The sequence below is a fragment of the Pedobacter sp. UC225_61 genome, assembly GCF_044452285.1.
In the GTDB taxonomy this organism is placed as follows: Bacteria; Bacteroidota; Bacteroidia; order Sphingobacteriales; family Sphingobacteriaceae; genus Pedobacter.
Genome location: NZ_JBIOAL010000001.1, coordinates 2,504,909 through 2,528,033, shown reverse-complemented (window position 1 = coordinate 2,528,033; position 23,125 = coordinate 2,504,909). Strand labels below are relative to the sequence as shown.

The 23,125-nt window shown below is 34.5% G+C and carries 17 protein-coding genes; 2 read left to right on the top strand and 15 right to left on the bottom strand.

The window, feature by feature from the left end:
• Positions 1–52: 52 nt before the first annotated feature.
• The 5 genes from ACHMWN_RS11615 to ACHMWN_RS11595 all read right to left on the bottom strand — a co-directional run bounded on the left by ACHMWN_RS11615 (position 53) and on the right by ACHMWN_RS11595 (position 8,537).
• Positions 53–1,069 (bottom strand): pectinesterase family protein, encoded by a 1,017-nt coding sequence (locus ACHMWN_RS11615; RefSeq protein ID WP_397301120.1) that lies wholly within the window; start codon positions 1,067–1,069, stop codon positions 53–55.
• Between the two features lie 8 nt (positions 1,070–1,077).
• Entirely contained in the window at positions 1,078–1,815 is a 738-nt protein-coding gene (locus ACHMWN_RS11610; protein ID WP_397301118.1) for a rhamnogalacturonan acetylesterase, read from the bottom strand.
• Between the two features lie 157 nt (positions 1,816–1,972).
• A complete protein-coding gene (locus tag ACHMWN_RS11605; RefSeq protein WP_397301115.1) occupies positions 1,973–3,526 on the bottom strand; it encodes a DUF4957 domain-containing protein in 1,554 nt (517 codons plus the stop codon).
• Positions 3,527–3,536: 10 nt separating this feature from the next.
• Entirely contained in the window at positions 3,537–5,333 is a 1,797-nt protein-coding gene (locus tag ACHMWN_RS11600) for a RagB/SusD family nutrient uptake outer membrane protein (RefSeq protein ID WP_397301112.1), read from the bottom strand.
• A 21-nt stretch (positions 5,334–5,354) separates the two neighbouring features.
• Positions 5,355–8,537, bottom strand: coding sequence for a SusC/RagA family TonB-linked outer membrane protein (locus ACHMWN_RS11595; protein ID WP_397301109.1), 3,183 nt, complete (start codon positions 8,535–8,537; stop codon positions 5,355–5,357).
• Positions 8,538–8,771: 234 nt separating this feature from the next.
• Between ACHMWN_RS11595 and ACHMWN_RS11590 the strand changes: the two genes are divergently transcribed.
• Positions 8,772–9,788: a LacI family DNA-binding transcriptional regulator gene (locus ACHMWN_RS11590; protein ID WP_397301107.1), complete on the top strand. Its 1,017-nt coding sequence runs from the start codon at positions 8,772–8,774 to the stop codon at positions 9,786–9,788.
• A 3-nt stretch (positions 9,789–9,791) separates the two neighbouring features.
• Here ACHMWN_RS11590 and ACHMWN_RS11585 read toward each other — a convergent pair whose 3' ends face one another.
• The 3 genes from ACHMWN_RS11585 to ACHMWN_RS11575 form a co-directional block, all read right to left on the bottom strand.
• Positions 9,792–10,022 carry a hypothetical protein gene (locus tag ACHMWN_RS11585; RefSeq protein WP_397301105.1) on the bottom strand — a complete coding sequence of 77 codons (231 nt, stop codon included), beginning with the start codon at positions 10,020–10,022 and terminating at the stop codon, positions 9,792–9,794.
• A gap of 104 nt (positions 10,023–10,126) precedes the next feature.
• Positions 10,127–10,555 carry a nuclear transport factor 2 family protein gene (locus ACHMWN_RS11580; RefSeq protein WP_397301102.1) on the bottom strand — a complete coding sequence of 143 codons (429 nt, stop codon included), beginning with the start codon at positions 10,553–10,555 and terminating at the stop codon, positions 10,127–10,129.
• A gap of 566 nt (positions 10,556–11,121) precedes the next feature.
• Positions 11,122–11,511, bottom strand: coding sequence for a response regulator (locus ACHMWN_RS11575; RefSeq protein WP_397301100.1), 390 nt, complete (start codon positions 11,509–11,511; stop codon positions 11,122–11,124).
• Between the two features lie 520 nt (positions 11,512–12,031).
• On the opposite strand from ACHMWN_RS11575, the gene ACHMWN_RS11570 reads away from it, so the two are divergent.
• Complete coding sequence (locus ACHMWN_RS11570; protein WP_397301098.1) at positions 12,032–12,268, top strand: hypothetical protein; 237 nt, start codon at positions 12,032–12,034, stop codon at positions 12,266–12,268.
• Positions 12,269–12,467: 199 nt separating this feature from the next.
• Here ACHMWN_RS11570 and ACHMWN_RS11565 read toward each other — a convergent pair whose 3' ends face one another.
• The 7 genes from ACHMWN_RS11565 to ACHMWN_RS11535 form a co-directional block, all read right to left on the bottom strand.
• Positions 12,468–13,532 (bottom strand): phosphotransferase enzyme family protein, encoded by a 1,065-nt coding sequence (locus ACHMWN_RS11565; protein ID WP_397301096.1) that lies wholly within the window; start codon positions 13,530–13,532, stop codon positions 12,468–12,470.
• 104 nt (positions 13,533–13,636) lie between these two features.
• On the bottom strand, positions 13,637–15,325 hold the full coding sequence (locus tag ACHMWN_RS11560) for a LamG-like jellyroll fold domain-containing protein (protein ID WP_397301093.1): 1,689 nt from the start codon (positions 15,323–15,325) through the stop codon (positions 13,637–13,639).
• A gap of 25 nt (positions 15,326–15,350) precedes the next feature.
• Positions 15,351–17,321 (bottom strand): M60 family metallopeptidase, encoded by a 1,971-nt coding sequence (locus ACHMWN_RS11555; protein WP_397301090.1) that lies wholly within the window; start codon positions 17,319–17,321, stop codon positions 15,351–15,353.
• 8 nt (positions 17,322–17,329) lie between these two features.
• Positions 17,330–19,087 (bottom strand): DUF4983 domain-containing protein, encoded by a 1,758-nt coding sequence (locus ACHMWN_RS11550; protein ID WP_397301088.1) that lies wholly within the window; start codon positions 19,085–19,087, stop codon positions 17,330–17,332.
• 18 nt (positions 19,088–19,105) lie between these two features.
• Complete coding sequence (locus ACHMWN_RS11545) at positions 19,106–20,809, bottom strand: DUF5008 domain-containing protein (RefSeq protein ID WP_397301085.1); 1,704 nt, start codon at positions 20,807–20,809, stop codon at positions 19,106–19,108.
• Positions 20,810–20,837: 28 nt separating this feature from the next.
• Positions 20,838–21,548: a fasciclin domain-containing protein gene (locus ACHMWN_RS11540; RefSeq protein ID WP_397301083.1), complete on the bottom strand. Its 711-nt coding sequence runs from the start codon at positions 21,546–21,548 to the stop codon at positions 20,838–20,840.
• A 67-nt stretch (positions 21,549–21,615) separates the two neighbouring features.
• Complete coding sequence (locus tag ACHMWN_RS11535; RefSeq protein ID WP_397301080.1) at positions 21,616–23,124, bottom strand: RagB/SusD family nutrient uptake outer membrane protein; 1,509 nt, start codon at positions 23,122–23,124, stop codon at positions 21,616–21,618.
• Position 23,125 lies beyond the last annotated feature (1 nt).

The window sequence follows — 23,125 nt, the reverse complement described above, 5'->3', positions numbered from 1 at the left end:
GCAGGAAGATGTTGAAACAAGTTCATATATTATTTAATCTGCGCATCAGCGGCTACTCCTTTGGATTCCAGCCATTAAGAACTTTATCCAACGTATATTCTTTTACAGTAATTTCATTTAATTGATGCGACCAGACTACTCTAGCTTTAGGATTTGCACCAGGCCCTGTATTATTGTATTCCGCATAAAATGCCGTTTTTTCATTGCTTTCCTTTGCCCAATTATCCCAACCTTCTCCCTTAATCATTTTACCTAAATCACAATTGATAAAAACAGCTTTAGCAAATGGTCGCCACGGTCGACCTAAATAGTAAGAGTTTGCAGGAGCGTCTCCTAAAATTTTACTATTTAGAAAAACATACCCATATTTTGAGGTGTCTGGAGATGAAGAAGCGGTAATATAACCTGCACTTTTGCAAAATATCTCACACTCCTCAAACACAGCGGTAGATGAACCAAAAATAAAATCAACTGTACCTTCAATATAACATTTGTAATAATATTGGCGACTTGCATAGCCATAGGTATACAAAGTATCTTGAAAGCCCAACATTCTACAATTAACAAATTTAGCCTTATCACCAGCCACAAATAAGGCAACTGCCTGTCCAACTGGGCCAACAGTGTTTTGAAAAGTTATATTTTCTGCTGAAAATTGTGGTCCATAAATATAAAAGCTAGCAGAACCAGATGTTCCTTTTTCTTCACCAAATGTATTTTTCCGTTGTGCCCAATCATCATAAGTTAAAATGGTTTTTTCTACACTTTCACCAATCATTTTAACCAGTTGCTTAGAAGCAGAAAGATTTAATTTCTCTTTGTAAATTCCATTTTTAATAAAGATTGTAGTGGTTACTTTTCTGAAATCGGGCACAGCATTAATCGCTTCTTGAACTGTTTTGTAATTGCCAGTTCCATCTTGGGCGACAGTAATATCATATTGAGTATTGGCATTGGATTTTGAAATTGTAGAATCTTCAACTAAAACAACACCACCTGATTTTTTAACTGGCTGAAAAGCTAAAAGTGTACTAACTGAAATGATTGATAACTTTAAAAACAGTCTCATAAATGAATTTATTTTTTTATCACATATTTGCCCAAATCTGTTTTAGTTTCTTTAACGCCTTCAGCTACTAAACCAGCCACAATTTTCGCTCCATATGGACTTAAGTGCGTATCATCCTTTTTTCCTAAAGGATAATTAACATTTCCAGAATCTACATAATTAAATAACTTCTTTGAAGGTTCATCTCCTAACTCAACCAGTACTTTTGCTGTTTTACGTTCCATATCAATTAGTGGTATATGCAATGAATCTGCTAGTTTCCGCACTATAGCTGGGTAACCTTTATGTGTATCTGCTAAAACTCCATTTTTAAAATTTCGACGAGCAATTGGAGTTAATAAAATTGGGTTTGCCTTTTTTGCTTGAGTTTCTTGTATGTATTTAATCAAATTGATTTTAAATTCAGTTAGTGAGGTTCCAATTTCTGGTTTATTTATTTTTTCATCATTATGTCCAAACTCAATTAATACGTAATCGCCTTCTTTTAAAGTTGTTAAAATAGCTTCCCATCTTTTTTCATTGAGAAAAGATTTTGTACTTCTTCCATTTAAAGCTCGATTATCAACTTTAACATTGTTATCAAAATAGGGCTGTAATTCCATTCCCCATCCAGTTTCTGGAAAAGCTTTTGGTTGTTTATTCGCAGCTGTGGAATCGCCTATAATGTAAAGTGTAATAGGTTCTTTTTTAACAACGATAAATGACATTAAAACAATCCCCAGTCCTACCAACAGATTTTTATACATGTTAAAATTGGTTTTAAATTCAATTATTAGTTTGAGTTTCTAGGAAAGCAAATTACTTAAATTCACATCATTTTTGATAATTAATTATGCAAACGTTGCCAATTATCTTCCATAAAAAAGGGCAGATTAATCTGCCCTTTTACTATTCAAATAAGGTTTATCTCCATCTTGGATCACCTATTCCATTTGCTATTAATGTACTCTCGCTAATGGTAAAATTACCCGTAGCAGGAGATGTAAATCCTGGATTTAGGCTTGTAGATGTTCCAGTATCGTATTTTACTCCTGAAACAGTACCCGCTAAATAAGTTGGTGCATTAAAATAATTGTTTTGAGTAAAGTTTGCTGCTACGATATTCGTTGCCGCTTGATTTGTAATGATTCCAACGGTATTTGCAACAATATTTTTTGAAAAGAAAATATCATGTTTAGCTAATCGAATATAAAGTAGTCTTCCTGCTGCCGTATTTGCAACTGCATTGAAAGTATTATTTGAAACGGTTATTACTGAATTTACCGCAGGGAAATTCGTTGAACCCCCGGCATCCATTCTAAAGAAATCTCTGATAGCAGAATTATAAACAGTATTATTTGTAAATGTAAACGTTTTGGCGATACCATTTCTAAAATCGAAAATATCACCACCATTACCATCAATGCTACTAATTACGTTTCCTTTATAGGTTACTGATTCAATCTGTGATTTTGTATTCACATATAATAGCCCTTTTACATAATTCTTTATTACAGTATTTTCTACTAGTAAATTGCCATAAGCAGTATTATCTTCATCATAAATAATAGCTTGATTACCACTTAATGATCCAGTTCCATCAAGCACTACATCTTTTAAGGTTAAGGCAGCATTGCTTTTTAACCTCAATATTAATCCACTAATGATTGGTTTATCGGCAATATTTGTACCTCTAATGCTTATATTTTTTGAAACTACAACATCTGCATTAATTGTATATGTACCAGGTGCAAGCCCTAACACAGCGCCTGAACTAGCATTACCTATTATTGTAGCAAGATTATCTGCAGGTGTAACCATTGTTGCCGTGCTAAAATCAAAAAGGGTTGTAAATGTAGCAGTACCTCTCACTTTAGTTCCTGCAAGCAACTTAGCAGTATACGCTGTTTCCCCCGTTAAACCAGTTATGGTCGCTTCACCTGCTGCAACTTCTGCAGGGGTAACTGCACGAGTAATATTCCCAGGCATTAACGTTATTGATGTTGCCGTTTCTCCTGCTTTCCAGTTCAAAATTACAGTAGTAGCGGCAATTTTAGATTGGCTTACTGGTTGGAATATTTGCTCTGGATCGGTTTTAACACTTGCACTAACCCATTTTGATTCAGCAATACCATCTCCTACCGACTTAACACGAATGTAATATTGTGTTTCCCCTATCAATCCAGTCACAGTATATGGAACCTGCAAAAAAGTAATGTCTTTAATCGTTTTAAGTGCCGTACCTGAAAAATCTGCATTTTCAAAAACTTCTATCGTGTATGTTTTTGCATTAGGAATAGCACTCCAAGATAATTTGACTCCTGTTTTATTAACTACAACAGCTGTTAGGCCTACAGGAGAAAAAGCTCTATCAACCTCTAGCTTTGTAATTTCATCCATCATACCATCTTTACAAGCTGAGAAACCTATAAGGGTAGTCAGAAAGAAAATGCTGATATATAATTTATTTCTTTTCATAAAATAGCAATTATAAGTTTAGTGGTTTATTATTCAACATTCCGTTGGATGCATCTAAAAAGACTTGCCAAATTGGCCAGTACTGTTGCAAATTTGGCTGCTTAACATATAAAGCATCCCAATATTTAATTATATCTGTACTTGGCCCAAGTGTCCATGCCTTATTTGCTGTATAACCAGCCGCTGCCCCAATGGCATCAGTATCACCAAAGTTTAAACCATAAATTTCAACAGTTTCTCCGTTGGCTAAAGTTTTATAATAGATTTTAGCAGGAAGATTTGCATACTTCCCAGTTCTACTATCTAATTGCTGTAATTTGGTTTTGGCCTCTGCCAATTTAGTATCTAACAAGTTCCAGCGAATTAAATCTGCTTTTCTTAACATTTCGCCAGTAAATTCTAATGCTCTTTCGTTTACAATCGCATCAAAGAAATCTTTTTTAGATGCTGTTGCAGCTGCCATAAAAGTGGTAACTTTTGCAGGTGCTGTTGGATAAGCACGATCGCGAATCATTTTCAAGTATGGCGCTGCTGCTGCTGGACCATCAATATCATTCACTGCTTCTGCTGCCATTAAAATTACATCCGCATAACGCATATACATCCAGTTTAAACCATCATCATTGGTAGATGTAACTCTACGTTTCATCCATTCGTAACGATACTTACCAAAATATAAAGCATTTAACGAAGAAGGAACTTGTGCCGCTCCCTTAGTTCCATCACCACCATCCCATCCATAAGGAACAATACTCACGTCTCTACGCACATCTTCTTTCTCATATTCGTATAACATAATTGGATTAGGGCCATTTGTACCACCTTTATTTTGACCTGTATATTGATCAGTCTTTGCGTGTTTTACACCTAAATCGAAAATCACCCTACCTCTACCTTCACTAAAAGGAATTTCCCACATCGATTCTAAACCAGCTGCTCCTGTTTCTTCATTTAATTTTCTGAAAATTTCTTCATATCCAAGCAATTTTAATTTGCCACTAGCAATGATTTCCAAACATTCTTTTTTAGCAATGGCATACATTTTATCGTGAGATAATTCTGGATCTGTACTGAGCCTAACAGTTCCATCCAAACGTTGTGCATAACCACCTGCAGCTAAAGCTAAACGAGCTCTTAGGCCTTTAGCAAATGCTTTATTTACTTTTTCAACACTATTGGTACTTGCATTTTCATTTGGCCAAGGAAGGTAGCCTGCAGCTTCATTTAAATCTGCCAACAACTGTTTATAAATAACATCTCTATCACTTCTAGGCAAATAGCTTGTCTCAGTAGTTACTGGTTCAAATCTCGCTGGCACATCGCCCCAACCTTTAATTAAATCATTATATACAACCGCTCTTAAGGTTAAGATCTGACCTAAGATTTGTGCCATTTGTGGGTTACTTTCAATCTTGCCATACGTTCTAATTCCTCTTATAGCCAAATTTGCCCTTTCTATACCTTCATAAAACTTAGCGTAAGCATTGTCCAAGGTATTCATTTGGCTATTATTTACGTTGGTATTGTAATTACTCAATCTAGCTTTATCATCACCGGTAGTTTTTAATGAATTATATACCTCAGTATCATTATTTACTCCATAGTAAACTAAAAAACGACCTCTATAGGAGTTGGTTTCCCCAAATGATTGTAAAACTCCTGTAATTGCTCCTTCTGCTAAACCAGGTGTTGAAAAAATAACAGATTCGTCTAAAGAAGACTTTGCAGGTGAATCTAACGCTTTTTTACAACTACTCATGGCAGCAAGTCCTGCAAACACAAATAGTATATATATTATCCTTTTCATATTATTTATTTAAATATTATCCTAAAAATTAACGTTTAATCCAAAAATGAATGATTTACTTCTTGGGTAAGCAGAATAATCTACACCTGGTGTTAACGGTGTATTTCTTCTCGTAGATACTTCTGGATCAAAGCCAGTATAATTAGTCCACAGCCACAAGTTATAACCTGATGCATAGACTCTTAGTTTTTTCATTTTCAATTTCTCCGAGATTTTAGCTGGGAGTGTATAACCCAATGTAATAGTAGATAATCTTAAGAAAGAACCATCTTCTACTGCCCAATCACTTAATACAAAGGATTTCATATATGGAGACCATAATGTAGTATTTGCATTCATTGCGGCTAATTCTGTTGCGTCATTACTAATTGTACCGTCGGCACGAAGATTTGTCCAACGTTTGCCAGTAGCCATAATATCAATCATATTTCTCGAACTATATTTACTACTCGATGTGTACTCGATTTTATTGGCATTGTAAACATCATTTCCGTAACTCCAATTAAAATAGGCACCAATATCAAAATTATAAATTCTAGAATTTAGGGAGAAACCACCTGTATTTAACGGATTCGTATTACCGATAACAGATCTGTCTGATAAATCAATCTTTCCATCACCAGAAATGTCTTCAATTTTCATTGTACCCGGGCGAATTGTACCTAAAAACTCTTTACCATCAACAATACCAGATTTCAATGTCCAAGTGTCTGTTGCAGCGTTGTATCCAGAAAAATCTGAAACCTCATATCTACCTGCATTTTTATAGCCATAAATACGACCAATTGATGCGCCTGTTTCTACTAAATAATCTATACCAATCTCAGTTGATGCCCAACCCGCAGTACCATTTAGGTTTTTAAGAGGACCTAACGATATTACCTTATTTCTATTGAAACTAATATTGGCATTTACAGAAAGATCGAAATTTGTCTTTTTAATGGCATTCCAGTTTACAGAAAATTCTAAGCCTTTGTTTTCTGTTTGACCTACATTACGAAACTGTATATCATAGCCCGTTCCAGGAGTTTGCACCGCGAGCAGCAAATCTTTAGTTTTATTTAAATAGGCATCTATCGTTCCTGTAATTCTCGAATCAAGCAGCGCAAAATCTAAACCGATATTTCTGGTAACGTTTGTTTCCCACTTCAGATCTGGGTTGGCCATGGTTTTTGAGGCTGCCCAGAAATTACTAGAACCATTTATCCAAACTGTATTAGAGTTTAAAAAAGATTGAGTCATTTGACCAGTCGGAATGTTGTTATTACCTGCAGCACCATAACTTGCCCTTAATTTTAAATCTGCTAACCAAGATTTTGTATCTTTCATGAAATCTTCTTGAGAAATTCTCCATGCTCCAGAAACTGAAGGGAAATACCCCCATTGATTCCCTGAGGCAAACTTAGACGAACCGTCTGCCCTTAAGGTGGCACTAATTAAATATTTACCTTTAAAATCATAGTTAGCTCTACCAAAAAACGAAAGTAGTTTATTATCAGCTAGATAACTATTATCGATTAGAGATGCCTTACCTTGGGTGGTAAGTACCCGAGTTTGTTCAAATGCAAATGTCTTTGGGAAACCACGAACTTCATTCTGTAAATTATTCTGCTCTTCCTTCAAATACTCATGTCCCAATAGCACATTAAGGTTATGGTCTTTATTTAGAATTTTGCTAAAACTGTAATTCAAAGTATTGGTATTTCTGAAAGCGTTTCTATTGGTGTTCATAGAATTTAGAACAGGGAAATTAGGATAATCAGAAAGATTTTTAACGTAATAGGTTGTTAAGCCATAAAAACGATCCTGGTCATTTCTAATTCCATCATAACCTACTTCAGAACGTAATTTCAAATTATCAATGATCTCATAAGTAACAGCTCCATTAATATTATAACTTTTTCGATGAATAGATTGATTGTTATCAGTAATGGAAGTAAGCGGATGATACAAATTAAACTCATCATTCGTTTCTGTTGATGCCGTTAAGCCAGGCACAGGAAAAGGCGGATATAACATCACATTTCTTAAACGAGAATCTGCTGAAGATTTTTCGTTCTGCTCATTCGCTCCACCACCATTTGTCTTAGTATCAGCATAACGAACTCCAAAATCTAATGTTAGCCTATCATACAATTTATGATTTAGCTTAAAATTAATATTTTGTCTCTTAAAATCAGATAGTTGCATAATTGCTTTATCTTTCACAAAGCTATAGCTTAAGGTATATTTTGTTTTATCACTACCTCCGCTAATACTTAGGTTATTGTTAATGGTTGTACCGGTACGACCAAAAATGATATCTTGCCAATCGTTTGGTTGTACATTAGCATATAAATCCATATCCTGATAGTTTCCAAAATACTGAGTGTAATCAGTAGGAGATTTATCCAACAATGATCTTTCGTATTGCCAAGTAACATAGTCTAATGGCGTAAGTACATTTAACTTATTTGCCAACTCTCTGGTACCTGCAAAAATATTATAGCTAATACTTGTTTTACCAGACTTGCCACTTTTTGTGGTTAATAGTACAACACCATTTGCACCCCTTGAACCATAAATTGCAGCTGAAGATGCATCTTTCAAAATATCAATGCTTTCAATATCTTGTGGAGCAATGTCTGAAATTGATGTAACTGGAAAACCATCTACAATATACAATGGCGTATTATCGCTCGTAATAGATGCACCACCTCTTACCCTAACATTCATTTGAGCATCTGGCGAACCTTCTGTTGAGGCTATGGTAATACCTGGTAAACGACCTTGAATAGCTTCAAGAGCCGACGATACTGGTGCAGCTGCAATTACATCTGCGCTAATTGATGATACGGCTCCAGTTAAGTCTTTTTTACGAACTGTTCCATAACCCACATTAATGACAACTTCATTTAAATTTGAAACATCTTCTTCCAAGGCAAAATTTACTTTGGTTTCATTGCCAACAGTTACTTCAAGCGTTTTAAAACCTAAATATTTAGCTTGTAAAACAACACTCCCAGTTGCTGGGACATTAATTACGAATTGGCCATTTGCATCAGTACTTGCTACGGTTGATGTACCCTTTACGATAACAGAAGCACCAGGTATTGACAGTTTATTTGCCTTATCGGTTACCTTCCCTGTAATTTGTCTTGTTTGTGCTTTAGCTATATTTATGCCCATAGCAAGCACACAAAAGAACAGTAAAATTTTTTTCATACAATTAGGTTATATTTTGGTTGGTTATAGATGACGTATAAAGTCTTCTATTAACAAGTCTACATTGTTTTTTTTATAAAGTATAACAGTACAGGATACTAAATTTGTGCAATCGTTCCCGACAACGTTGCCAAAAATTCAATCTAAAAAGTTATATTTAAAATCATAAAGAAATAGTACTATTATTAACTTAGCTTTTTATTCCTTCTACCAGTCAAAATATAGCGTTTAAACATGTTTGAGCCCGTAACCATTAAAGATATAGCAAAGGCCTTAGGCTTATCCACCTCTACTGTTTCTAGAGCATTAAGAGATACACATGAAATAAGTGCTGCAACCAAACAAATTGTTTTAGCCTACGCTAAAGAGATCAATTATCAACCCAACCCAATTGCATTAAGTTTAAAAGAACGCCGAAGTAAATCTATTGGAGTTATTGTGAGTGAGGTGGCTAATAGTTATTTTTCTCAAGCAATTAACGGGATTGAATCTATTGCTTACGATAGAGGTTATCATGTTATTCTTACTCAAACTCACGAGTCTTATGATCGTGAAGTAATCAATGTACAGCACTTAGCTTCTAGATCTGTAGATGGATTATTGGTTTCTTTATCTTCTCAAACTAACGACATTTCACATCTCAAATATTTACACGAAAAAGGTTTACCCATTGTTTTTTTCGATCGCGTAGCGGATGAAATTGAAACGCATAAAGTAATAGCAAATAATGAAAAAGGTGCTTTTGAGGCAACCAGTCATTTAATAAAATCAGGCTACAAACGCATTGCTCATTTAACAAGTTCAACTCAATTATCAATTAGTATAGAACGCTTAAAAGGGTATGAAGGAGCCTTAAAAGCAAATAACATAGCGGTCAATCCATCTTATATTAAACATTGTCCACATGGTGGAATGATTTACGAAGAAACTGAGAATGCCATTAAAGAATTGATGGCGTTGGAAGAAAAACCAGATGCCATTTTTGTAGCTGGTGATAGATTAAGTACGGGATGCTTAAGTGTTTTCAAAAATCTAAACATAAGCGTTCCCAATGATATGGCTATCGCTGGATTTAGTAATTCTGATGTACTGGATTTGTTTAATCCTTCCTTAACTTCTGTGCGACAACCAGCTTTTGAAATTGGTCAGTTGGCCACACAAATGCTTTTGCAATTAATTGAAGCAAAATATCCAGTAGAAGAGTTTGAGAAAAAAGTACTAGATACCAGTTTATTTGTAAGAAATAGTTAAGACTTATCCTATTTCAAAACCACTGGCCAATTGCTGTAATTCTTCTTGAGATATTAACTTGGGATTATTGTATTGTTTCTCCAACATAGACAATGCTACTTTGATATGCCCTGTTGTGGTATTTATTAAACACTCCCCATTATCTATGGTGGCAGAGATGTACTTTCCAATTCCTCTATTGATATCAGAAAACCTAAGTACTAATTCATGGAATATAAACACTGGATAATTCATACGTTAAAAGTAAAACGCCAATGTTAAGTGTATATGAAGTTAACGTTATTTTTTGTTAACATTAACTTAACATTGAAATTGGCTTAACCAAAAGAAAATTGATGTTATGGCAATTTATATGCTTGTCTGCCAAGTAATTTCCACGCTCCACCATGTTTTTGCCACACTAAAAGAATCCCTAAATGTACTTCTCCTGGTTTACCCCCATCATTAGTCTTTGCATGCAACTCATGACGTACCAATGCAGTTTTACCTGTAACTTTTACCGTTTGATTTTTAAATTCTATACTCACAAAATCTGATGCACCACTTACAATTGCTTCAACAAATGCTACTTTATCTTGTATTTTCCCACTAGAATGCCCGTAGCTCAAATCATCTGCAGCACTATTTTCCAAAGCTAATTTTTCTCCACTAATTAATGCTAACCTGAAATTTTCTACAGCAGATAAAACTTTTTTTTCTTCGGTAGTTTGAGCTTTAACCATAACATTTGCGCTTGCTAATAAAAGGAGAAGGATGTACTTTTTCATATTTTTTTACTAGAATTTGTACCAATATACAGCTTTTAACAGCATTTTTAAAAATATAAGAATGTGGAATTAAGAATTATCCAGCTCAAGCAAAAACTTTAAACCATCTGCCCCTAAGTTCCACTAATTGAATTTCCAATACGAACGACCCAATTTACAAGTTAAACAAACCGAGAGCATTGTTTTTCCTCTTAAGGTTTTCCTTCGTGTTAAGTTATTGTTTAAACCATATTAAATCCGCACTTAGTCCGCCTTTTTATTCATTAATGCGGACTAGATGCGGACTAGATGCGGACTTGCTATTAAGATGACTCGACTTAACCCTGTTTATTTACAGTATAAACTAGGTTTAAGAATAAAGCAGGAAATGGGTGAAAAGCAAGGATAAATGGCAAACTTTAATAGGTTGTCTAGGTAATTTGTAAAGTATATGAAAACTTTAGCTATAAGTCCCTCAAGTTTTTTGTTTAGTCCATAAAATAATTATCATAAAGTTTCTCAATAAAAAACCCCTTAGACATAAGGGGTTTCTACAAAAAATTATGAGGAGCTTAACTTAAAAAATTCTATATAATTGGTGCAAATGCATTTTTATCTAAGGGTTTTAAAATGAGCTTGCATACATCGGGGTGTGCTTGAATATGTTCAATATCTGCTTGGATTTCTGAAGCAGTAAGTACTACAATACGACAAATACTTTTCACTTCTTCTCTAAACCCTTTAAATTTCTCTAGAAATCCCAATCCATTTAGTCCTGGCATATCCAAATCAAGCACTATAAGTGATGGCATTGCCGATGGATTATTTTGGTGTTCATAAAGATATTCAAGAGCTTTCGTGGCATTCTCCATTACCATTATTTCTCCATTAGCATTGATATTTTTCAACACATGCGCAGTGATCATCTGGTCGATGAGGTTATCATCTACCACCATTATCCTATTCCTTTGCTCCATCAATACTATTTTGTTGCCTTTCGGTTTATACTTTAAATAAACAATATCAACGCATTTCAATTTATACTGACAAAACAAAAGCCATATTATTTTTAGTTCTAATTTCGATGAATAGAATGTATATAATTTTTTATTTGTTCACAGTACAATCATAAAATAGAGATTTTTAAGAGAAGTAAATTTGTTTTATAAATTGATTAGTTGTGTAGTATTCAAACTATTTGTAGAACTATTTCCCCAAAATGAGGTGATTTTTCTGAAACTGTGGAATTAAATCCCATTCCCCAATTTTTAAATCTACTTAATCATTCGTCGCAAATAAAGAAGTGTTTTCCCCACAATTCCCCAATTTTACCTAATGTTATAAAACTCCCACACTTCAATTCTACCGTGAGTTTTTCAATATTTTATTAAAAATACATGGCTAAACATCTAATTTGATGGTTTTAAATTGTCTTAAGCAACATAGCGGCTGATATGGCATCGCTATTGTCTAATAATTAGTGTAATCAAGTGCATAATGAAATATTTAAGATTTTTATTTATCTGTGTTGTTTTTTTGGCTTTAGCTATTACAGCGGTATCAAGCCATAGTGTAAACAATACTTTAGTAGTTAAAAGCAAACCAACCACAACTTTACAAGTTAAAGATGAAGTAGGTTATGAAAATAAAAATTTGCCTTTACACGGCGATGTTTGGTTTGCATTTGCAGCAATAGGTGCTATTAGCACTTACTTAGCTCTTAAAAGAAAATAGTTTTATCCTTTTTAATTTGTTTAAACAAATTAATGCGCTCAGCTCAAATCATAAATAAACAACAAAGCCAATCTTCGATTGGCTTTGTTGTTTTAAGTTCAAAAAATTTAAAAAATGATGATTTGTTTCAATTATCTCACCATATTCTTATTTAAATTGTTTATAGCGCTTCAACTATATTAATAAACTCATAAATGGTTTACATTATAATTGAATTTTCTTGAAAAATCTTCTCAAAGACATGTTCTGAAGATAAATATGATTTCAAAAGCTGGATTTGATTTTTTGCTCTAACTAAATTATGGTCAGTATAGGAAGTATGATAATAGATATCATCATTTAAGAAATCAGTTAAAAACCGTAATGCTTGCATATAAATCATAAACTTACCGCTAAAAATAAACTGTTCTTTTTCTGAAGCCGACAAAGCTTCACCCATTTCTTCCATATAACCACGATAAATGGCAAAAAACATTTCTTCTCTTACCGCAACTTTAGTTAAATCTTTTTCCTCTTCATTTGCTTCAGATAAGTAAGTCCTCATCATATCTCCAACATCGCTGATGTAATAACCGGGCATTACAGTATCCAAATCTATTACACAAATCCCTTCCCCTGTTTGATCGTGAAGTAAAACATTGTTAATTTTCGTATCGTGATGAACTACTCTTTCTTTAAGTTTTCTATTCTGGATAAGCTCTTGATATTTTTTCGCAATGTAATCAAGATTTATTAGCTCCTCTATTTCAACCGCAGCTTGTTTTAATCGATCTGGATTTGCATTTTCCAATGCGCTTTTAAATTGCTCTACACGAAGTGAAAGATTATGAAAATCTACAAGTGTGTACTGCAGTTTACTAGTATCGAATCCATCCAATTCTTTGGCAAACTGACCAAATTGTTTTGCTGCTTGGTACGCTTCATCTGCATACTTTACATAATCAGCCGATTTAGAGTTTTTAATAAAAGGAAATATTCGGTAATACCCTTCATTAAAAACCACCATCGTTTCGTTTTTTAAGTTGGGTAATGGAGATACAAATAAATAATCTGGCGAATATTGATCTAGAAATTTCCTCAACTCCAACAGATTTTCATCTATTTGGGTTGGTTCCTTAAAAACATTCGTATTTATTTTTTGTAAGAGGTAGTCATTTTCAATACCCGAAATTTTCCAGGTATAGTTAATTAGTCCAGAGCCATGAAGCTCTATTTTATAATCTTCGAATTGCAAACCATAGCTAGCTAAGATTTCTTGAAACATATTAATTTTGTAGTATAAACGTGTGATTGAGCAAACTATAGTAGGAGTATGTTAAACCCTTTGCCACCAAAGCAGCAAAGGGAATAAACAACCAATTAAAACTATTATTTTAAGAACTCGATTTCAAATTGATTTAAGAAAGGGTTACCATCCATACCAAATTCTGGTAAAATGTTGATGTTTAACCAATATAACATAGTAGCTCCAACTGTTGTAGGAGTTAACAAAATTGATTTTCCCTTTGCATTTGGATCAGGAGTAACTGTACCTGGAACATCGGTACCAAGCGATACCCATGTATAAGGCCCACTCAATTCCATGTTATATCCTCCAGGTGCTTTGTTATTTAAAATTCCTTCCGCACCCTCATCTATTGGCCAATAGCCTATTAAATTCGCATACTTTGGATGCTGGGTCATATCCTTTAAATTTTTATTGGCTAAAATTGTTGCGGCATCAAGGGCAGTATTAAAATAACATAAATCAGCACCTTGGAAAGATAATGCAGTCCCACCGTTATCTACATTTTTATATCCAATAGTTAGCTTTTCATTCGTGCTTAAACTTTTTCTTGATAATATATTTGCTGTTGTTACTTGTACTCCATCAAGGTATGTTGTTAACGTTCTGGTCGTTGAATTATCCATTTTTACGGTAAGTGTAATGGTATGCCAAGCTAAATCGGCGGCATTGCCTGCACTATATTCTACTTTTCCTGAACCACCATTTAGAGTACCACCAATTGCAGCAGAAACACCTGCCCCACCTTCTCTAAACATCCATCCAGTTATTGATGAACCTATCATAGAAGTACCTTTAGAAAGGAAACCAGGATAAGAAGTTTGTGAATTAAATTTCACTTGCATTTGAACTGTAAAATCTTTTGTTTCCCCTGGATCATATAATCCGTTATCGTTCATAACTTGAGCTAAAACAGTTGCGCCTTTAAACAAAATTGTGTTAAATCCACTCTTTTTAACCTCTTCTTGTTTTAAGTTTTTATTAGAGGCGATTAGAAATCCAGCTTTTGGATCATCATTACTTCCACCATGATTTGTGGTCACAATAACCAACCAATCTTCATTTGCATAACTTTTTCTTGCTTTTATTGCAGTTACAATATTCCCTACGTACTCATCAGCTTTCAATACTGCATTTTTGTAATTAACATTGCTTGCTACAAAGCCACCATTTGCACCTGCTGCCTCTACATCTCTAAAATTAACTACGATAGCGCCTAATTGTGCTTGAGTATTTAAGATGTTGATCGTCGAATCTTTTACTGCAAGATCTGTACTTACAATTGGTGCTAGATCTGCAATCTTTAAATAATTACGAAGATTTGCCCATGGTGATACAATCGCAGTTTTTAACGATTTATATTGTAAGATATAATCAAATGTATTTCTAAAAACTCCAGGCGCTTCGTGTGAATTTTCTTTTGGAGTAGGCAAAAAATCGTCATTTTTTATGAGATGTTTGCTATAGCTTACGCCATTTACCATAGATGCCCAAGATGCTACATCGTTAGCTACTGAACCACGAATTACATCGTATGTATATTTTGATGTTTTTCTCAAATCTTCAATAGCTGGTGGTGCCATTGTTTTTAATTCAGACCCAGTTAAGCCATCAATACTAATTACAATTACTTTTCGCTGTACTGTGCTTCTAGTGATTGGTTCTTCGAAAACCGGTGGCGGATTATCGTATTTTTTACAGCTAATAAAACCTGTAACTATCGTTGTAATCAAAGTGCTAAATAATACAGCTTTTTTATAATTAATTTTCATCTGTTTACAATTTTATCAACTTAATTTATGGTTTAATTACACCTAATTCGGCCATTGCGGCTAGTGTTGTATTTGTTGTTACCCAACTATTTTTGAGTAAGACTTTAATAAAACGTGGTGCAACTACACCTCCAGGAAATATATATTCATAACGAGCAAAAGTATTAGGAATTTGAGTTGTACCTATACTGGTAAAGTTCACATTATCATCACTAATTAATATCTCTACATCTTTTACCCGTTGCGCTGTAGAATTTCTTGGGAAGAAATACATTCCTTTTATTGGTGTTCTTACATTCTGACTATAAATAATAGTAAAAGGATAAGATTGTGCAGCAGTTGGTGCTGGCGAATATTGCGAATGCCAATAGGTTGCGCTATTATTATCTAACATAGCTGCAGGTGAACCTTCGTTAGATTGTGAAGAACTTATCTGTAAAATTGTTGGCGCTATAGCAGCTGTACCACCGGTTTTAGTTAATGGATTATATGTCCAAACCTGTTTAGTCATTAGCGGATATTTTGCTGAAACTTTAGTCACCATTTGCTTACTAATGTTAATACCCCAAGCATCAAAAAATGCAGATAAATCTAACTGAGCATAATCTGATAATTTCTCATAGGTAAAATCATGTTTATCAATATCATTATTTGATAAACGTTGTACATGACGAGCCTCAGTATATAATTTAGTCATTCCTCCGTAACCATATGTGTCAAAAAGTTGTACAAAAGGTGTAATACGCATAAATGGATCATTACCCAATACCGCATCTGCAGTATTATCGAAATTTTTAATACCAGTACTTATTGTTGTTGCAGTTGTGGTAGTACCAGTTGCCCATGCTATAGCCAATGGAAAACCACTATTAACTGATGGGTGTAACACGTTATAATTAGCACCTATGCGGTTGGCTACTTTAAAACTGAATAAATTATTGGTGGTTTCACCTAATGTACTCCAGCTCCAAACATTAACTTGTTGACAGTTATGGCCAAATTCGTGGTAACATCCCCACATACCGGCACTAGTAGTAACGCCTTTAAGACTGGTAAATCCTTTAAACCATTCATTATCATTTGTACCCACAAATGGCGTACCTGAGTGACCATATCCATTTGTAAGCTGAATATCCAATACTCCTCTCCATGGTCCTTGTGGACTTCTATCTCTTTGATCAGGTGCATTATCTGATAATCCCATCCATGCATTATAGTCAAGGTCAAAAACCTCATTCCATTTGGTCATTACGGCTGTTGGATTATTCAATGGTTCGCTTGAACTGAATGTAGCTAATACTTTATCTCTTGGTATTAAGAAGATAACGCGTTTGGTTCTAAATTCTAACCAAGGCACATTTGATGCTTTTACTTTAGTTACCCAGTCTGCATCATTAGTTTGACCTAAAATAAAATCTGGAGATACAACAGCCCCTGAAATAACGAATTTTACAGGCTGTGCAATTGCAAACCTAGCGTTAATATAAATGGTACCGCCATAAATATTACGCATATAATTAACACCTGGATATAAAGCTTTTATGTTATAAATGATAGGATCGCGTAGCAAAGGGACTTTGCCAGATAAATTGTCTGTATGGCCGCCAATTTGCATACTTAAACCATTAACGCCAGCTGGTACAATGATTTTAATCAATTCTCCAGGTGCTGCATAGTAGCCAGTACTATATTGTGGCTCTGGTGCCGCTTGTATACGTAAGTTTTCTGCTGTTTGATTTTCGAAATTTAAATCTAACGTAAACTCTTGGTTCTGTATACGAGGTTCTGCCTGATCTACTAAACCTGGGAACAAACGAGCTTTAGCATAGCCAGAGCGATCGATGTTCTTCATATTGGTGTCTACTGTTACATCGGCTTTATTGCCAGAAGCGTCATCGTAACCATCTGGTACTTCGATACCGTATTTTTTACAGGCGGTTATACTACATACGATTGCTATAATCGTGGTTAATTTTATAAGTCTTTTTCTGTTCATAGTTTTAATTAGTTATTGCGAACGTCTGTATATAATAATTTCCAAACTTTACCATCTAAGTTCCAATTGGCTGGAGGAGCAATGCCCATCCATTGGTAAATTTGTATAGGAATATCAACACTGTTGATGACTACTCTATAACTAGAAGGAGTAATTAGAGGGCTGATATTTGGAGACAAATCTTCAAAAGAAGCTCTAGTTACAGTAGTATTAGCTGTAAAATTGTTATTCTTTCCAGACATGTCTGCTATTGTTGTTCCAGTGGTTTCATTTCCAGGCCACCATCCTAATAAATTAGCAAAATAAGGGCTGGTTGTTGTGATTTGTTTCCTCATGTTTGCAATCAGCTCATCATCTGTCATTGCTATATTATATAAGGCAATATCCTTTACAATGATATTAGTTAACTCAAAGCTATTTACTGCTTGTATTGCCCCAACTTGAATTGGTGTAGTGTTATCTATACTTTTTCCTGTAATGTCTAAATTTGCTGTCTTCTTAACGCCATCGGTAAATAAGTTAAGGTATCTTTTGCCTCCTAAATTAAAAATCTTAAAAGCTATGCTGTGCCAAACCCCATCACGCACTTTACCACCCCCAGGACGAGGTGTACCTCCCCAATCCAACTGATAGTCATCAGAACCGAAAAGAAATGTCCATCCCAAAGCATCAACACTATTAAAATTTGCTCTTTTACCTAAAAAGCAAGGATAAGAGTTATTTGAGGTTGCATCATCTCTCATTTTAAACATAAATGTATATTCTGGAGCAGTAGCACCTGAGCCGAAATTACCAAGGGTAGTGTTACTTAACTTTGCAAAGCCTGCAGAAGTAGTTGTAGCAACGAATCTTGGTCCAAAACCAACATAAGGGAATGAATTGGCATCTGGTCTTGACAGAGGTTGAGTTGAAAATTTAGGATTGTAATAAATAATAAAATTATTCCTAGTAGGATCGCCATAAGCGCCAGTATCCCCAGTACCTGGAGCAGGTGTAGCAGCCCCTCCCTTATTAGATGCGATAACTACTAACCAATTTTCTTTTGCAAAACTAGGTCTAGCTTTTAATTCAGAAATAATATTTCCAATGTACCCATCTAATGTAGTAATGGCTGTAGTATAAGCCGTATTTGTGGTTTCATACCCATTTGCAGCACCTTCTGTTTCTGCAGCATGGAATTGAGCGACAATTAAATCAGCTTCTTTAGTTTTTAGTTCAGCGATTAAAGCATCCTTTACTGCCAAATCTGTACCTAGTGTTTGTTTTTCTGTGGCATCAACTGCTAAATTTGAATTAAATGCAGCACTAGCTGCTATAGATACAGTTCTATATTTTGGATTTGAGGCTTTAAATCTGGTAAATAATGTAGGATAATTAGCCAAATCGTTTCCCGCGAAATTCTCTGAGATAATTTTATGTTTCGCATCATTTACTCCTGTAGTCATATTAGCCCAAGCCGCAGCATTTGTTGTTGTATTGGTTTGATAATCAGTCAATCCATCATATGTATAGATAGAATTACGAGCTAACAATGTGATGTTTGTGGGTAATATTGAGCTTACTGCGTTTCCTCTTACACCATCTAATATGATGTATAATACTTTACGCTTGCCTTCTTTTAAATTAGTAGTATCATTTGGATAGTCTTCTCTTAAGGTGTTGGGAAAATCCTTATTACAAGAAGAAATAAAAAATAGCACCAATAACAGGCTCATAAAACCTAAGCTATTCACTATTAATTTTTGCTTTTTATGTAGTGTTTTCATAATCTAATATTTTAAGCGTTAAGGTTTTAATATAATTCGAAGGATACTTCTAAAGGCTTTATTATCAAACCTTGAAATGTAACCTATCAATGTAACTTTGGTATTTGCACCAGAAGTTGTTTCAACGATTTTAGAGATATTGCCTAAAAACTGACCAGTGTTGTTATAACCAGGTGCTAAAGATCCATCGGCATTTAAAATCATAAAGCCTTGACGAATTATGCCGTTATAGGTTTTAAAGCTACCTGAAACAATAATTTTACCGCTATTTAACTGACCAGCAAAGTTTGGTACTCCTAAGGTAATTGTGCCAAAATTGAAAGTAGGTGTTAAACTTCCATTCGGTTCAAGCATGGCCACTCCTTGTTTTGGACTTCCATTAAAATTTTTAAATAAGCCGGTAATTAGAATTTTATTGGTAGTTGCATTGTATGTAATAGAAGCAATGTCATCATCTGCTCCATTGCCAACACTAAAGCTCAGATCGACAGATCCATCTAAATTAATACGAACAATATGGTTAGCTGGTTGACCATTGAATGTAGTAAATGCACCTACTAAGATTAATTTCCCATCTGGCTGTTGTATTGCATCATTTATACCACCATTGCCGGCAACTGGACTCTGTTTGGTTGTAGGATTATAATGGAAACTTAAATCTAAATCTCCCTCATCAACTGGATTGGCTTCATTAATTTTTAAACAAGCCATTTGTCTCATTTTCACCACATCCAATACCTTAGTATCGTAGGTAGATCTTTCGTAAAAACGTCTCACATAATTGGTGAAATCACCTACTATATATAAACGGTTACCAAAAACAAATGATTTTCTAATAAAACCATCAACCCCGCCATTAAAGCTTGGTACTGTATCTCTATTTTTAGTTAAATTGTTTGGTGTAGGATTAATTACATCAATAACTGTACTATCCAGTGTTCCATTACTGTTTAATCTAGTTATACCATTGATATTAAAGCGATTTGGACGCGTAGAATTGAAGCTACTAAAACTACCAGAGACAATATATTTACCGTTGTTATTACCAGTGGTTAAACGAGTTATAGTAGTTAATACACCATTAGCTCCTTTACCAAAATTAACAGCAGCATCATTAGCTACTGGAGCAACATAAGTCCCATTTCCATCAATTTGCGCTATAGATCCATTTGGTATCTTTTCTGTCCAACGGTTATCAAAATTATTAAATCCACCAACTACGAAAGAGTTACCATTTGGTAATGTAGCAATATCGAATATTGTTGAAGTAACAATGTTGGAGTTATTATCGCGATAGCTAGCTCCATTAGTTTGGAAAGAATTATCTATACTTACTTTTCCATCAATATTAAGCACTGGACCAAAGAAAGTTTGTTCTTTGGTAACGATAGATAAACCACCTGTACTTGCATTTGCTGGCACTACAATACGAATTGTACTATCTGTTAAATTCAATACTGTTGCTTGAATTTCATTTACATAGAGTTTATAGTCATTTTCGTATTTCTTTACCCCTCTTACGAAAACGGTTACTTCTGAACCTTGAGTAGCTAATGACGGATCAGGTAGGGTATTATCAAATTTAATACCTAGCGGTTGTTTCCCACCAGCATATGGATCTTCACCAATCACATCTTTCTTTTTGCAAGAATAAATAGTCAAAGTCAGCAGCAGTAGTAAAGCTGAACTTAAACGGGTTATATTTTTGTAATTATTAAACATAGTTTCTTTATAATTAATCTATTAATAATTAAGGAGTTACAGGAAGAATACCATATGATTGAACGGTATTAATAAACAAGTTGGTACTAAAACCAAAGTTGTGCTTGCTTTTCCAAGCACCCAGATAATTTGCTTCCTGTGTAAGCACATGTACAATTCCATTAGTTGGTGCGATGTCTGAACTCGCTACTGGGATGTTAATTAAGCCTGCTTTAGGATCTGCGTAATTTGGTATATATGCAATATACAGTTGACGATATCCTGCATATTTTACTCTTGACTTTTCTACACCATCCTCCATCACTACAGCATCGTTAAAACGTACACCAATGTTCATGGTTCTACCACTCATTGAGGTGTAACCTTGGCCTGGGAACGCAGCCATGTTCAAGGTATCGATTTGAGGATAGTCTTTAAGTTTATTACTTCCTTTAAATATGTATTGGGATAATAGTTCTTTCCAAGCTTCTGGCTTAATTTGCTCTAGTTTAGCTACGGTATCTCTACCATTTTGTCTGAGATAAGCATTAAGACCTTTTACTGACTTATAAATTGATGAGCTTGTTGGCGCAAAAAAGGTTACGTTTTGTTTATCCAACACGTCATTCATTCCAGCAATTTCAATTACTCGGGTTAAGGTATCAAAGTATACTGGTTTTGATTTTAGATAGGCCAAAATGCTCCCATTATAGGTGCCTTTTGTTGTTCCACTATCAAAAAAGTATTTTTCTTTTGGCAAGCTGTAAACAAAGTGATGCTTACAACAAATAAAATGATTGCCTTTATAGTTAGTTTATTTTTCATTTTTATCTCCAATAATTTAAAGTCATACCTGGGTTCTCTATGAATGCAGATTCATCAATTTTCCATGTCCAAGCACCTGCATTAAAGGCACCTACACTAATTGGAGCTGGACAATATTTAATGTCGCATATTCTTTTTGTTCTTACTAAATCATAGTAGTACTGGCCTTCACCCATAAATTCTCTAACACGTTCAAGATATATGTCATCTTTTAATTGATCGCCAGTAGAAGAAATAACCGTAGCATTAGCACGCTGTCTTACTTTATTCAAGTACACTTGCGCATCGGTATCTTCACCTAAATTGGCAAGTGCTTCTGCAGTTAGCAAATAAGCATCGGATAAGCGAAAAATAATGATATCATCATCATTTTGCACCGTAATACCACTTACATAGGTATTAGCAAACTTTTTAAATTGAAATGTATTATTATTTATAGTCCTGTTTTCAAACCAAAGATCTTTTCTAACATCAGGTGCCCCATCACTATAGAGTTTATCCATCCAAGTTTTTTGATAATATCCTCTACTCGTTGTAAAAGTGGTTGCTCCTAAATATGGATAATGACTTAATACATAACCTAAATTAGCGTATGCAGAAAATTTCTCGCCGTTATTAAAGCTTTGATATACTTCAAACAAACTTTCTTTTGTACGACCCTTAAATAACCTCTTATTATCTTCTTGATTATAAGGCATTAATGCATAATCTGTAGAACTGCTAATTTCTAAGCCTAATTGTTTTACAGCAGTGTAGTATTTTTGTTTATTAGCTTCTGCATCAAAAGCAGCAGCCCACATGTTCATGTGCATTAATAAAGCGATAGCGCCACCCCTCATGGCCCTTACACCAACCATCGATGGATTTGCATACGTCCATGGTAAATCTCCCTTAACAGCTTCCATGTCAGCAATGCATTTATTTAATACCTGTACCATGGGCATTCTAGGTAAGGCTCCTGTAGTTAATGCATTCGTATTGTAAGGCACGTCACCATACAAGCGAACTAAGAAAAAATAGCACAGGTTACGCATAAAGACAGCTTCTGCTTTATATTTTTTAACTTCAGTTGTGCTTAAAACTCCTGCAGGTGCTTCATCTACTTGCTTATACAACAGATTTGCTGAAGCAATGATGTCGTAGAATGGTTTCCACATTGTCATGTTTCTAAATGTCCATCCCATTGTCCATTGAGTTCTAGGAGGATTTGTAGCAGTTGGTGAAGAAAAAGCTTCCAAACCGTATAGGTCATTGTTAGAAAGGTAAAGACCATAAGTGCCATCTGTAGTAGAAATTGGCGCCGAACGTAAATCTCCCACAGTCATAAAGCCTGCGCTTACTTTACTTCTAAATTTCGCGTATAAACCATTGGTAAAGGTTTCTACATCCTTTTGAGTTTGCCAAAAATTGTTACCAGATAATGCATCTGTTGGCACAATATTTAGGAATTTTTTACAACCAGTGCTCGAAAGCGTTAAGATTGCTAAAAGTATTATTGTATATTTTTTCATT